At 68.7% G+C, this 13,612-nt stretch carries 8 protein-coding genes and 1 pseudogene; 8 read left to right on the top strand and 1 reads right to left on the bottom strand.

From position 1 onward, the window contains the following. The first annotated feature begins 171 nt into the window (after positions 1–171). From ACWDUA_RS14705 to ACWDUA_RS14690, 4 genes and pseudogenes are all read left to right on the top strand, one after another. Positions 172–1,599, top strand: a complete 1,428-nt coding sequence (locus ACWDUA_RS14705) for a lipase family protein (RefSeq protein WP_449751745.1) — start codon at positions 172–174, stop codon at positions 1,597–1,599. Positions 1,600–1,725: 126 nt separating this feature from the next. Beyond that, positions 1,726–3,516 (top strand): annotated as a pseudogene (locus ACWDUA_RS14700) (N-acetylglutaminylglutamine amidotransferase); the annotation flags it as partial. Positions 3,517–3,623: 107 nt separating this feature from the next. Continuing rightward, on the top strand, positions 3,624–5,711 hold the full coding sequence (locus ACWDUA_RS14695) for an alpha/beta hydrolase family protein (protein WP_449751744.1): 2,088 nt from the start codon (positions 3,624–3,626) through the stop codon (positions 5,709–5,711). Continuing rightward, positions 5,708–6,418 (top strand): GntR family transcriptional regulator, encoded by a 711-nt coding sequence (locus ACWDUA_RS14690; protein WP_449751743.1) that lies wholly within the window; start codon positions 5,708–5,710, stop codon positions 6,416–6,418. The genes ACWDUA_RS14695 and ACWDUA_RS14690 overlap by 4 nt, the downstream gene beginning before the upstream one ends. A 65-nt stretch (positions 6,419–6,483) precedes the next feature. Here ACWDUA_RS14690 and ACWDUA_RS14685 read toward each other — a convergent pair whose 3' ends face one another. Then, positions 6,484–7,326 carry a CPBP family intramembrane glutamic endopeptidase gene (locus ACWDUA_RS14685; RefSeq protein WP_449751742.1) on the bottom strand — a complete coding sequence of 281 codons (843 nt, stop codon included), beginning with the start codon at positions 7,324–7,326 and terminating at the stop codon, positions 6,484–6,486. 132 nt (positions 7,327–7,458) lie between these two features. Between ACWDUA_RS14685 and ACWDUA_RS14680 the strand changes: the two genes are divergently transcribed. The 4 genes from ACWDUA_RS14680 (at position 7,459) to ACWDUA_RS14665 (ending at position 12,944) form a co-directional block, all read left to right on the top strand. Then, complete coding sequence (locus ACWDUA_RS14680; protein WP_449751741.1) at positions 7,459–9,069, top strand: NCS1 family nucleobase:cation symporter-1; 1,611 nt, start codon at positions 7,459–7,461, stop codon at positions 9,067–9,069. Further along, positions 9,066–9,803, top strand: a complete 738-nt coding sequence (locus ACWDUA_RS14675; protein ID WP_449751740.1) for an aspartate/glutamate racemase family protein — start codon at positions 9,066–9,068, stop codon at positions 9,801–9,803. The genes ACWDUA_RS14680 and ACWDUA_RS14675 overlap by 4 nt, the downstream gene beginning before the upstream one ends. 109 nt (positions 9,804–9,912) lie before the next feature. Next, positions 9,913–10,482, top strand: a complete 570-nt coding sequence (locus ACWDUA_RS14670) for a sigma-70 family RNA polymerase sigma factor (protein WP_449751739.1) — start codon at positions 9,913–9,915, stop codon at positions 10,480–10,482. Between the two features lie 119 nt (positions 10,483–10,601). Further along, complete coding sequence (locus ACWDUA_RS14665; RefSeq protein WP_449751738.1) at positions 10,602–12,944, top strand: heavy metal translocating P-type ATPase; 2,343 nt, start codon at positions 10,602–10,604, stop codon at positions 12,942–12,944. Positions 12,945–13,612: the final 668 nt, after the last annotated feature.

Genomic DNA, 13,612 nt, shown 5'->3' with positions numbered 1-13,612 from the left:
GCCTGTTGACCCCACCTGCCTGCTGATCCCGCCTGCCTGCTGATCCCGCCTGCCCGTTGCCCCCGCCTGCTTGCGGATCCCCGCCCCGCCGGTCTCGAATCGGCGCGGTGGCACCCATCCCGACGCCATCCCTCCATCTGACCTCCACCACCTCGGCGTACGGTCCGATCCATGCGCCATCGGCAGGTCGCAGTACTCGCGTCGACGCTGCTGGCCGCCGCCCTGTCGGTCTGCGCGCCGGCCGCTGCCGCTCCCGGCCCGTCCAGATCGCCGACGGTGTCGACATCGCCGACCGCGACCGAGCCGTTCACCATGTGGCCGATCCCGGCCCAGATCCCCGACGCGATCGACGCGGTGATCGGACCGCCACCGTTCCCACACCTGCAGACCATCCCGCAACGGGCCGTGACACCCGGCATGAGTCGTCGCCTGCAGGAGCTGCGGGAGGCGACCCTGCCCGACCCGGTCGGTGATCCCTTCTTCGACAGCTGGGCGCCCGACCTCGACCGGCGTCATCCCGGTGAGCTGCTGGCCCGGCGCGAACTGTCCTGGCCTGCCGCGATCCTCGCGGTCGCCCCCGTCACACGCGCCACCCAGATCAAGTTCGCCACCCGGGACGCCGTCGACCGCCCGTCCTTCGGCACCGCCACCATCCTCGTGCCCCGCACCCCGGCACCGGTCTCCGGCCCGCGCCCCATCCTGGTGGTCGACCAGCCGATCGACTCGCTCGGCGCCGCCTGCACCCCCGGATTCGACTTCGTCCACGGCATCGGACCGAACTCCGGGATCTCCGACGTGATCCCCCCGACCGTCCAACTCGCCCTCGCCCGCGGATACAGCGTCATCGTCCCCGACCACGAGGGACCGCGGATGGCCTACGCCGAACCCACCACCGCCGGGCACATCGTCCTGGCTTCCCTACGCGCGGCCGCCGCACTCGACCCGCGGGGCCTCGGGTCGGGTCCGGTGGCGATGACCGGCTACTCCGGCGGCGCGATCGCCACGCTCGGTGCCGCCACGTCGATCGACCCGTACGCGCCCGAGCTGGCCCCGCGGATCGCGGGCGCGGCGATCGGCGGCGTCCCCGCCGACTTCCGGATGCTGGTGGGCAGCATGAACGCCAACCTGGCCACCGGGCTGTTCCACGCCGCCACCTTCGGCATCGCCCGCGAACGCCCGGAGATCCTCACCCTCGCGAACAACCCCGCCCAGTGGATCGCCACCTCCCCGCTCAAGAACGTGTGCACCGTCCCCGAGGCGCTGGCCGGGGGCACCTTCCTGCCCATGCAGTTGCTGAGCTCGGACCCCGACCCGTTCCACTCCCCCGTCGCCGAGGAGATCTACCGCGTCACGCAGAGGTCCGACGACCGCTCCGGAACGCCGCTGTACATCTATCAGGGTGCGCAGGAGTTCTGGATTCCCGCGGCGGGCGCACGCAATCTCTTCACCGACCAGTGCCGCCTCGGGGTGAACGCCACCTACCGTGAGGTGTTCGGCGAGCACCTCGTGGCCGCCCTCACCGGCTACCCCGAAGCCCTCAGCTGGATCGACGCCCGCCTGCGGGGCATCCCGGCGGTGTCCGGCTGCCCCCGCGGGTAGGTCCTCCACCCATTCCGCTGTGGCGGTGACACCCGTCCCATCGGCGACCCGCGCGTGCGGGTACCCCGCAAATCACCCGCGAACCTCCTACGCTGAGAGGACGTCGACACGAGGAGGACCGAACACATGTGTGGAGTCTGCGGCGAGATCCGACTCGACGGAGCGGCACCGGACACCGCCGCCGTCGACGCGATGACCCGGGCGATGACGCCTCGCGGCCCCGACGCCTCCGGCCTGTTCGTGAAAAACCATGTGGCGCTGGGGCACCGTCGACTCAAGATCATCGACCTGTCCGAGCGTGGCGGGCAGCCCATGATCGACGCCGAACTCGGCCTGGCGCTGGTCTTCAACGGTTGCATCTACAACCACGAGGAACTTCGCGACGAGCTCGAGTCGATGGGGTACCGTTTCTTCTCCCACGCCGACAGCGAGGTGATCCTCAAGGCCTATCACGCCTGGGGTTCGGACTGCGTCGACCACCTGATCGGGATGTTCGCCTTCGCGATCGCCGACACCGACTCGGGTACCGTCACCCTCGCCCGTGACCGCCTCGGCATCAAACCCCTGTATCTCGCCGAGGCACCGGGCCGACTCCGCTTCGCGTCGTCGGTACAGGCCCTGCTCGCCGGCGGTGACGTCGACACCTCCATCGACCGGGTCGCGCTGCACCACTATTTCAGCTTCCACGCGGTGGTGCCCGCACCACACACCATGTACAACGGCATCCGCAAGCTGCCACCCGCGACGGTCCGCACCATCACCCGCGAGGGCCGCAGCACCGAACGCCGTTACTGGTCACCGCTTTTCGAACCGCATCACGACCGCCTCGACTGGGATGCGCAGCGGTGGCAGCACGAGATCATCGGGTCGCTGCGCACATCCGTACGGCGGCGTATGGTGGCCGACGTCCCGGTGGGTGTCCTGCTGTCCGGCGGCGTCGACTCGTCGCTGGTCGTCGCCCTCCTGGCCGAGCAGGGACAGCACGACCTCGCCACCTTCAGCATCGGATTCGACTCGGCCGCAGGTGAATCCGGCGACGAGTATGCCTATTCGGATCTGATCGCGGAAACCTTCGCCACCGATCACCACAAGATCCACATCGGCACCGAACGTCTCCTGCCCGCCGTCCCCGACACCGTCGCGGCGATGGCCGAACCCATGGTCAGCCACGACTGCGTCGCGTTCTACCTCCTCTCACAGGAGGTCAGCCGCTCGATCAAGGTGGTGCAGTCGGGGCAGGGCGCCGACGAGATCCTCGGCGGCTACTCGTGGTACCCGCCGCTGGCCGGGGTGCCGCGGTCGCAGACCACCGCGGCCTACCGGGACGTGTTCTTCGACCGCTCGCACGCCGACATCGCCGGCATCCTCAACGACGACTACCTTCCGGGTGACCAGGATTACGATCCCAGTTGGGAATTCGCGCTCGCACACCAGTCCGCCGCGGGAGCCGCCACCTCCGTCGATGCCGCGTTGCGGCTCGACACCACCGTGATGCTGGTGGACGATCCGGTCAAACGCGTCGACACCATGACCATGGCGTGGGGGCTCGAGGCGCGGGTGCCGTTCCTCGACCACGAGTTCGTCGAACTCGCCGCGAGCTGCCCCGCCGAGTTCAAACTCGCCCACGGCGGCAAGGGCGTCCTCAAAGAGGGTGCACGCCCATTGCTTCCGTCGGCGGTGATCGACCGGACCAAGGGGTACTTTCCGGTACCGGGCATCCGGCATCTGGAGGGTGGTGTGCTCGATCTGGTCGCCGACACCCTCGGCACGCAGTCGGCGCGCGATCGCGCGCTCTACCGACCCGCCGCCCTCGAGCGATTGTTCGCCGACCCCAACGGGATCCGCACCACCCTCGACGGCAACGAGCTCTGGCAGGTCGCCGTGCTCGAGATGTGGCTCCAGTCCATGGAGTCGATCACGGCGGGTTCGGGTTCGGTGGGTTCGGTGGGTTCGGGTTCGGTGGCTTCGGGTTCGGTGGGTTCGGGTTCGGTGGGTTCGGGTTCGGCGCGAACGGCCGGATCGCGGTGACGGCCACCCCCCACGCACATCCGGAGATCCGGTTCGACGAGACCGGATGGCACACATACGGGGCGTCGGTGTCGCCGGACGGCTCGGCTTTCGCCTACATCATCGACGACGGAACCGGATATCCCCGTGCGGCACAGCGTGTCCTGTCGCCCGGCTCGATCGGCGAGCTGCGGTGGGTGCGCGTCCCGTCGAGCGGGCCGGTCCGAAAGCTGGTGCACTCCAGCGACGGTCAGTGGCTGGCCGTGGAGATCGCGCCCGGCGGCGGTGAGCATCATCAGGTGTGGGTGGTCACCACCGACCCCGACGACGACACCGCCCACCGGATCGGTGCCACCCTGCCCGAGGCCGAATCCGCCGGTCCCTTGCGGCGTCCGACCCCGGCGGCCCGCTCGTTCGGCACCGTCACCCTGGTCGGGTGGGACACCGACTGGGTGCTGATCAGCGCCACCGAGCCGGACGGCACCGCCCATTCGCTGCGCGTGCACCCGGGTACCGGCACCGTGGAGACCCTCGACATCCGCGTCGGCGGCGCCCTGATCGACTCCTGGAAGGGTGCCACCCTGCTGCGGGTGGGCCCGCGCGGCTACCACGACATGCTGCTGTTGCGGCGCCGGGAAACCGGGGAGCGCGCAGACGGCATGCCCGACATCGAGATCGAGATGTCGACGCTGCTGCCCAACGATCCCGGCTCGGTCACCGACGACGGGTACATCCTCGATCAGGGCTTCGACCACGCATCGCTGGTGTTCGTCGGCCCGCCGCAGGACGCCGACCGCGACCTCGACTCCGTGCAGGCGGTGTTGCGCAGCGACTTCGACGCCAAATATCCGCGCCTGCTCGGCGTGGAGGTCGGCGCGAACGGTACCCGCTTCCGGGTGCTCGCCGAACGGCCCGACAGCGGCCTCGACGCGTTCGCCGTCTCCCATGACCAGTCCACCGTCGCGTTGCTGTGGAATGTCGGCGGTCGCAGCGAGCTGCAGATCCTCACCCTGCCGGACCAGACCCTGCACCCCCCGATCCCGCTGGCCGGCGAGGTGGGCTCGGAGTTGTCGATCTCGGCCGCCGGATCGCTGATCGCACTGACCGTCTCGAGTCCCCAGCGCTCCCCACTGGTCCACCTGGTCAACACCGCCACCCGCGAGGTGACCCCGGTGTCCGACGACGTCGTGGCCGGCTCGGGACCGTCGCATGCGCTGCACCCGGAGCTGCACCACTTCTCAGCACGGGACGGGATGCCGTTGTCGGGGTGGCTGTTCCGACCGACCACCACCCCGCCCGACGACCGACCGACACCGTATGTGCTGTACTTCCACGGCGGCCCGGAGTCCCAGTCCCGCCCGGACTACCAGTTCCTGTTCGGCCCCCTGGTCGACGCCGGGATCGGGGTCTTCGCCCCCAACGTCCGCGGCTCGTCCGGGTACGGTCGCCTGTTCTCCCACGCCGACGACCGGTACGGCCGCTACGCGGGGATCGACGACGCCGCCGACTGTGCGGCGTACCTGTGCGACCACCGGATCGCCGACCGGGATGCCCTGTACGTGAGCGGCCGTTCCTACGGCGGGTATCTGACGCTGGCCTGCCTCACCTTTCATCCGCAGGTGTTCGCGGCCGGCATCGCGATCTGCGGGATGAGCGATCTGGAGTCGTTCTTCCGCAACACCGAGCCATGGATCGCGGTGGCCGCCTACACGAAATACGGCCACCCAGAGTCGGATCGGGAACTGTTACAGGATCTCTCACCGATCCATCGCATCGACGAGGTGTGTGCACCCCTGCTGGTGGTCCACGGCGCCCACGACACGAACGTACCGGTGAGTGAGTCGCAGCAGATCGTCCACGAATTGCGGGCACGGGGCCGGATCGCGGAGATGCTGATGTTCGGTGACGAGGGCCACGAGATGGTCCGCCGTGCCAACCAGCAGCAGATGACCGCGGCGATCGTGGACTGGATTCGCGCCCACCCGTCGGCGCGCGAGGCGCATACCCAGACCGCGATCGCCGCCGATTCCTGTGGCCCCCGAGGAATCGTCACCGAGGGCGTGTACCCCGACGGGACTATCACCGATGGATCGGAGATCGCATGAGCCGGCGGATGCCCAACCGCCTCGTGACCCGACTGGCGCAGGTGCGATCGCACGCCGGACACCCGAACGTGGAGGAGGAACTGCGTCGCCTCATCCTCTCCGGCGATGCACCACCGGGCACGCAGATCCCGCCCGGCGAGGTCGCCGACGTGTTCAAGGTGAGCCCGATCCCGGTCCGCGAGGCACTGAAGACGCTGGTCGGTGAGGGCCTTGTCGTCCACCAGCGCAATGCGGGTTACCGGGTGAGCACCCTGTCGGCGGAGGAGCTCACCGAGATCTACTTCGTCCGCGGAGTACTCGAGCAGGCGGCCCTGACCCGCGCGGTGGAGCTGATCGACGATGCCGCGATCGCCGGCGCCCGCGAGTGTCACGAACAGCTACTGACGGCGACGAAGTTCCACGACGGCAAGTCTTTTCACGATCTGACCAGACGATTCCACTCGTCGCTGACCACGCCGTGCGCGATGCCCCGCCTGCTGTCGATGCTGGATTCGACGTGGAATCTGACCGAACCGTCCCAGATCATGCGCGATGTCGGCGAGGCCACCCAGCAGGCACTCAACGACGACCACGCAGCCCTGCTCGACGCCTTCGGACAGCGCGACACCGCACAGATTCTCGAGATCGCCAAGGTGCACCACTCGCGGTTGCAGGCGGCGATCCTGGAGTCGGTGGCCCACCGCACCGACAACGCCGACGACTGGTGATCGGCGCGGCGCCGGACGTCGCCGTCACCGTTCCGGATCAACTTGGGCGTCAACCGAACCGGGCGTCAAACGAACCCGGCGGGTGCCGCGGCGACGTGACGCCGGCGCCACAGCAGCCAGGCACAGACGACGCCCTGGACCATGACCAGGGCACTGACCGTGGCGGCGATGACCCCGGCGGATTGGTCTGCGGCGGTGAGCAGGTCGAATCCCGCATGCCAGAGCAGCACGGGGATGATGCTCCACGCCGCCCCGTAGGCCATCCAGGCCAGCAGATAGGACCCGCAGACCAGGGCGAGCATCCAGCCGATGATCCCGGCCCCCATGTCCCGATATGCCGGGTTGAAGAAGAACGCCGGGATGTGCCAGGTGATCCACACCGCCGCGACGACGAGGGCCGCCCAGAACACCGACATATGTTGCGAGAGTGCGGGAAGCAGCCAGCCGCGCCACCCGGCCTCCTCGCCCAGACCGAACGTGAGCACCCACACCACCGCCACGAGCGGCCAGGCCAGACCAGGCAGTTTGTCGGTGATGCCGAACTGTGCGGTGTCGGGCCACGATCCCTCGACGAGGGCGGCCGCGCCGAAGGCGATCAGGTAGTAGGCGATGGGCATGCCGATGGCGGCCACCCACCAGATCGGCCGGAACCGCACCCCGAAGGTGCGCCGCGCCCACGCACGCAGACCTGACGCACCGCCCTCCCACAACGAGGCGACGACGGCACCACAGATCGGGCCTGCCGAGGCGAGGAAGAACGTCCACGGGACGCGATCGGGACCGCCTGTCTGCGCCCGCACCACCAGCGGCAGCCACACGGCCCACGTCACCAGGAAGGTGACGACCAGATACACCACCAGCGCGTGGGGGCGGCGCGGCTCGGTCCCGTCGGGGTACGCGATCCTCATGCGTGAATTGAACACCCTGACCGCATCCGAGGCCGTGCCGGTCACCGAAAATATACTCGGCGATTAATCAACCGGAAACACGACGTCCTTACGTTGTTCTCAGTCTCATCACCCTTCCCGAGGAGAACAGCAATGACCGCATCGGCCGACTCGGCCGCCGCGACCGCGCACCACAGCGCGGCCGGTGAGAGCGTCATCAAACCCGGCTACGACCCGTCCTTGACCAATGAGGACCTCGCGCCGCTCAAAGAGCAGAAGTGGACCTGGTACAACATCTTCGCGTTCTGGATGTCCGATGTGCACAGTGTGGGCGGCTACGTCTTCGCCGGCAGCCTGTTCGCACTCGGGATCGCCGCCTGGCAGGTGCTGGTGGCACTGATCGTCGGCATCGTCGCGGTCAACCTGCTGTGCAATCTGGTCGCCAAGCCCAGCCAGCAGGCCGGTGTCCCCTACCCGGTGACCACCCGGATCTGCTTCGGCGTGAAGGGCGCCAACATCCCGGCCATCATCCGCGGCCTGATCGCGGTGGTCTGGTACGGCATCCAGACCTACCTGGCGTCGGTGGCCTTCGGTCTACTCGCCCTGAAGTTCTGGCCGTCGCTGGCGCAGTACGGTGAGGACGGCTCCCACTTCTTCCTCGGTCTGTCATGGGTCGGCTGGGGTGGCTTCGTCCTGATGTGGGCGCTGCAGGCACTGGTGTTCTGGAACGGTATGGACACCATCCGCAAGTTCATCGACTTCTGTGGTCCCGCAGTGTACGTCGTGATGATCCTGCTGGCCGGGTACCTCATCTACAAGGCGGGCTGGGACAACGTCAGCTTCGACCTGTCCGCCGGAACCCCCACTGTCGGTTGGGGTTCGGTCACCGCGATGATCTCCGCCTTCGCTCTGGTGGTGTCGTACTTCTCCGGTCCGATGCTCAACTTCGGTGACTTCTCCCGCTACGGCCGCACGTTCGGCGAGGTCAGGAAGGGCAACTTCTGGGGCCTGCCGGTCAACTTCCTCTTCTTCTCGATCCTGGTGGTGTGCACCGTCTCTGCCGGTGCCACCGTGATCGGTCGCGACGCCGACGGCAACATCATCACCGACCCGGTGCACATCGTCGACCAGATCGACAACACCACCGCCGCCGTGCTCGGTGTCCTGACCTTCGCGATCGCGACCATCGGCATCAACATCGTCGCCAACTTCGTCTCCCCTGCCTTCGACTTCTCCAATGTCGCACCCACCAAGATCAGTTGGCGGATGGGCGGCATGATCGCCGCGGTCGGCTCGGTCGTGATCACCCCGTGGAATCTGTTCAACAACCCCTCGGCCATCCACTACACGATGGACACCCTCGGTGCCGTGATCGGCCCGCTGTTCGGCATCCTGATCGCCGACTTCTACCTGATCAAGAAGCAGCAGATCGTCGTCGACGACCTGTTCAGCATCAAGCCGCAGGGCACCTACTTCTACCGCAACGGCTGGAACCCGGTCGCGGTGATCTCGGTGGTCCTGGCCTCGCTGCTGCCGATCTCGTTCGTCATCTGGGGCACCTCGTTCCAGGCGAGCTTCACCTGGTTCATGGGGGCCGCCGCCGGTCTCGTGATCTACTACCTCGGCATGCGACTCGCGCCGGCGTCGTTCGTCCACGGCAAGACGGTGGCGACCTCGACGAGCGACATCGCGGTCTCCGCCGACGGCACCACCGCACCCATGGACGCCACGCTCGACACCGCCGGGGCATCCTCGGATTCATGAAACTGGTCGTCATCAATCCGAACACCACCGACGAGATGACCGCGGTGATCGCCACCGCCGCACGATCGGTCGCCCCGGCCGGCGCCGAGATCGTCGCGGTCACCTCGTCGATGGGACCGGCGTCCATCGAGAGCCACTACGACGAGGCCCTGGCGGTGCCGGGGGTCCTCGATGCGATCGCCGCACATCCCGATGCCGACGGCTACCTGCTCGCCTGCTTCGGCGATCCCGGCCTCGACGCCGCCCGTGAACTCGCGGCCGCACCGGTGCTGGGCATCGCCGAGGCGGCGATGCACCTCGCGGCCCCGCTCGGACGTGGGTTCTCCGTGGTGACCACGCTGTCGCGGACCATCGGCCGGGCCCACGACCTGGTGGGCCACTACGGTTTCGGCCGCCAGTGCCTGGGCATCCACGCCTGCGAGATCCCCGTCCTGGAACTCGAGTCCCGCCCCGACACCGCCGACGTCTTGGCCAAGGCGTGCGCCGAGGCGCTGGTGGCCGACCGGTCGGACGCCATCGTGCTCGGCTGCGCCGGGATGGCCGACCTGGCCCGGCGGATGTCGGCCGAGATCAGCGCACCGGTGATCGACGGTGTGGCCGCCGGGGTCGGCATGCTGGCGGCGATGGCCGCGATGGGGCTGCGCACCGGTACGTCGTCGGGCGAGTTCGCCACGCCGCCACCCAAGGCCTACAGCGGCGTCCTGCGCGGCTTCGGGCTCGAGGTCACCCCGTAACCGCGGCCGTCCGACCAGCACCGATCCCCACACGCCACCGCACGACGAGGCCGCGCCCGGTCCGACCTGGGCGCGGCCTCGCCGTGTCCGACCGCTAGGGTTGGGTCCCATGGACAGCGCTGCCGACCACGACGCCGAGGTCACCCACGCCGCCCTGCTGGCGGCCGAGGGCGACCGTGCCGCGTTGAGCCGGTTCATCCGCGCCACCCAGAAGGACGTCTGGCGGTTCATCGCCCACCTCGGTCATGCCGGCACCGCCGACGATCTCACCCAGGAGACCTACCTGCGCGCGGTCAAGTCCATCCACCGCTTCCGTGCCGAGTCCAGCGCCAAGACATGGCTGCTGTCGATCGCACGACGGGTCTGCGCCGACGAGGTCCGCTATGCACGGTCACGGCCCCGCGTGTCCGCCGACGTCGACTGGGTCACCGCCGCCGAGACCCACCACTCGCAGCGGGCCGGCGCCCGCTGGGAGGACATGGTGGAGGTCAACCTGCTCCTCGAGGGCCTGCCGGCCGAACGGCGTGAGGCGCTCGTCCTGACCCAGGTGCTCGGGCTGTCCTATCAGGAGGCGGCCGAGGTCACCGGCTGCCCCATCGGCACCGTGCGTTCGCGCGTGGCCCGTGCGCGCGAGTCGCTGATCGACGCGGCCACCGCACGGCGTCGTCACATCCGCTGACCGATCCGATACCGCGAATCGAGATCCGGGTCACAGCCGGGAACCGGGTCGGCACCATGGACGACCTATCCTGGGGAAGCATGTGTACGCGGCTTTCGCCGTGAGAGATCGAGGATGATGTGACCAGCGTTACCGATCGTGCCGGGCTCGATTCCACCGGTACCGCAGTCGCCGGGCCGGAGGGTTCTGGGCGGGAGGGTCCTGGGCGGGAGGGTTCTGGGCGGGAGGGTTCTGGGCCGGACGGCGATCACCGTCTCCAACTCGACGTCACGGGCATGACCTGTGGTGCGTGTGCCGCCCGGGTGGAACGCAAACTCAACAAGGTCGACGGGGTCAAGGCCTCGGTGAACTACGCGACCCGCGTCGCCACGATCGACGCCGCCCCCGGGATCGGCACCGACGAGTTGTGCGCGGTCGTCGACGGTGCGGGCTACGGGTCCAGCCCGCGCGCGAGCGTGCCGCAGGCCATGCCCGACACCGACGCCGTCGAGGCCACCCGCCTGTTCCGTCGCCTCGCGGTGGCGGTGGTGCTGTTCGTGCCGCTGGCCGACCTGTCGATCGTGTTCGCCGTCGTCCCGTCGATGCGTTTCACCGGCTGGCAGTGGCTGCTGCTGGCGATGGCCGCGCCGATCCTGACATGGTGTGCCTGGCCGTTCTACCGGGTGGCGTTGAAGAATCTGCGAACCGGCGCGGCCACGATGGAAACCCTGGTCACCCTGGGTGTGCTGGCCGCAACGGGCTGGTCGTTGTACACGATGTTCACCACCGACCCAGATACCGCCGAACCCCATGGGGTGTGGGATGCGATCTGGAGCAGCGACTCGATCTACCTCGAGGTCGCGACCGGTGTGACGGTGTTGGTGCTGGCCGGACGCTACTTCGAGGCCCGGGCCCGTTCCCGCGCCGGCGGTGCGTTGCGGGCGCTGGCCGCGCTCGGCGCCAAGGATGTCGCGGTGCTGTTGAAGGACGGCCGCGAGATGCGCATCCCCACCGAGGAGCTCAAGGAGCAGCAGCGGTTCGTCGTGCGCCCGGGCGAGACCATCGCCACCGACGGCCTGGTCATCGAGGGCACCGCCGCGATCGATATGTCGGCGATGACCGGCGAGTCGCGTCCCGTGGACGCCGAGCCGGGCGAGGCGGTCATCGGCGGCACCACCGTGCTCGACGGCCGGCTGGTCGTGGAGGCCGCCGCGGTCGGCGCCGACACCCGCTTCGCCGCGATGATGCGGCTGGTCGAGGAGGCACAGACCGGTAAGGCGCGCGCGCAGCGGCTGGCCGACCGGATCGCCGGTGTCTTCGTCCCGGTGGTGGTCGCGTTGTCGGTGATCACGCTGGCGGTGTGGCTGCTGATCGGTGAACCCGCCGACCGTGCGGTGTCGGCGGCGCTGGCCGTGCTGATCATCGCCTGCCCGTGCGCGCTGGGTCTGGCGACGCCGATCGCGGTGATGGTCGCCACCGGCCGTGGTGCGCAGCTCGGCATCTTCCTGAAGGGTTATCAGACCCTCGACACTTCCCGAATGGTCGACACGATCGTGTTCGACAAGACCGGCACGGTCACCGAGGGGTCGTTGTCGGTGTCGCAGGTACTCGCCGCCGACGGTTTCGACGCCGACGAGATCCTGGGGCTGGCCGCTGCCGTCGAGGCGGCCTCCGAGCATGCCGTGGGGGCGGCGATCGCGGGCGCCGTCGACGATCAGCAGCGTCTCGAGGTGTCCGACTTCACCGCCGAGGCCGGTCGTGGTGTGACCGGTGTGGTCGCCGGGCACACGGTGACGGTCGGGTCGCCACGATGGGCGCAACGCGCCACGGTCATCCCCGCCGACATCGCCCGGGCCCGCAAGGAGGCCGAGGAGCGCGGTGACACCGTCGTCTACGTGACCGTCGACGGCGCTCCGGCGGCGATGATCGCCGTCGCCGACACGGTCAAGGATTCCGCGGCCCCGGCGATCGCCGGGCTGAGGGCGGCCGGACTGCGCACGATCCTGCTGACCGGCGACAACGAGGGAGCCGCCCGTACCGTCGCCGCCGAGGTGGGCGTGGACGAGGTGATCGCCGAGGTGCTGCCCGACGAGAAGGTCGAGACCATCCGGCGGCTGCAGGACGAGGGCCATTCGGTGGGCATGGTCGGCGACGGCATCAACGACGGTCCCGCGCTTGCCACCGCCGACCTCGGTCTGGCGATCGGTCGGGGTACCGATGTGGCGATCGGCGCCGCCGACGTGATCCTGGTCCGCGACGACCTGAGGTCGGTGCCGGCGGCACTGGGTCTGGCCGGCGCGACGCAACGCACCATCCGGACCAACCTGGTGTGGGCATTCGGCTACAACGTGGCGGCCATCCCGATCGCCGCGCTGGGCGTGCTCAACCCGCTGATCGCCGGCGCGGCGATGGCCCTCTCGTCACTGTTCGTGGTGACCAACAGTCTGCGGCTGCAGAAGTTCGGCGCGGTGCGCAAGCGCTGACCGGCCCGCTGCTCCGGCGCCACCGAAACGCGCCCACCTCCGAGGTGGCGCCACCCGACGCCGGTCGACCGAGGTTTCGACACGCCTCGTCGCTCCGCTCCTCATCGGCTCAACCACCAAAAACCGCACCGCGCCCATCATCGGTGGTCGAGCAGGTCGTCAACCACCAAAGACGCCACGCCCACCACCGCCACCATCAGTGGTCGAGCACGTCGTCAACCACCAAAAACGCACCACCGCCACCATCAGTGGTCGAGCACGTCGTCAACCACCAAAAACGCACCACCGCCACCATCGGTGGTTGAGCAGGTCGTCCTCGCGAAGCGAGGCCGCCCGGCCGTCGAAACCTCCACCACCCCACACCGACACCCGCCCACCTCCGAGGCGGCCACCACCCGACGCCGGTCGACCGAGGTTTCGACACGCCTCGTCGCTCCGCTCCTCATCGGCTCAACCACCAAAAACCGCACCGCGCCCACCATCGGTGGTCGAGCACGTCGTCAACCACCAAAAACGCACCACCGCCACCATCGGTGGTTGAGCAGGTCGTCCTCGCGAAGTGGGGTTCCCCCGAAAAGTGGACACGGTTAGCTTGATTGCTGACTTGCGTGTGAGCTGATCTCGAAGTTGATGGGTGAGATCATCCCCAACGAACTGTGTCTCCTGTC

This window comes from Gordonia sp. NPDC003376, from assembly GCF_053589235.1.
The sequence above is the reverse complement of the archived record's forward strand: the minus strand, read 5'-3'. Positions and strand labels throughout refer to the sequence as shown.